The sequence below is a fragment of the Roseateles sp. P5_B10 genome, from assembly GCF_056400485.1.
The window spans coordinates 1-759 of sequence record NZ_JBFULE010001424.1 but is presented as its reverse complement, the minus strand read 5'-3'; the positions used below and the strand labels follow the sequence as shown (position 1 = coordinate 759).

The following is a 759-nucleotide window of genomic DNA, read 5'->3' as shown; positions in this document are numbered from 1 at the left end:
GAATATTGTTGACCTTGAAGTAGGGCTCGCGCGGGCCGGAGCCGTTACGCCCGGCATCGATCAGCCAGCTGCGGTTCTGCAGGTGCGGGGACACCTGCGCGTCGCTCAGCATGATGATGCGGTGCCCGTCGAGTTCGTCGAGGGTGCGCGGGGTGCCGAAATGCTTGATATATTCCGGCGAGCAATAAGCGTGGACTCCCATGGCGAACAGCTTGCGCTGGATCAGATCCGGCTGGGTCGGCTTGCGGGTACGGATGGCCACATCCGCCTCGCGCATCGACAGATCGAGTTCCTCGTCGGTCACGATCAGCGAAATGCGGATTTCCGGATAGAGCGCGGTGAACTCGCCAAGGCGCGGGATCAGCCAGTTGATGCCGACGCCCGGGGTCGTGGTGACCTTGAGGTCGCCGCTCGGCCGCTCGCGGCTGTCGGTCAGCTTGGCGCGTGCCGCCTGGAGCTGCATGAACACGTCATGAGCGGTGCGGAACAGCAGATCGCCCTGTTCGGTGAGGATCAGGCCGCGGGCGTGGCGGTGGAACAGCGAGACCGCCAGTTCCTGCTCCAGCGCGCTCACCTGTCGTGAGACTGCCGATTGCGACAGGCCCAGTTGCTCGCCTGCATGCGTGAAGCTCCCCGCTTCCGCTGCCGCGTGAAACACCTTCAGCTTGTCCCAGTCCATATCTGTAAATCCGTCGCGGGTTCGTTTGATCATTATTCGGCCGCTGCGCGGTCATGAGCATGCGCGGCGAGATAGCGTTC

Annotated in this window: 1 protein-coding gene; it reads right to left on the bottom strand. The window is 63.5% G+C overall.

Features of this window, described 5'->3' with window-relative positions:
* On the bottom strand, nt 1-679 hold a 679-nt coding region (locus tag AC1DU6_RS33755; RefSeq protein WP_477862741.1), incomplete at its 3' end, for a LysR family transcriptional regulator.
* Between the last annotated feature and the right edge of the window lie 80 nt (nt 680-759).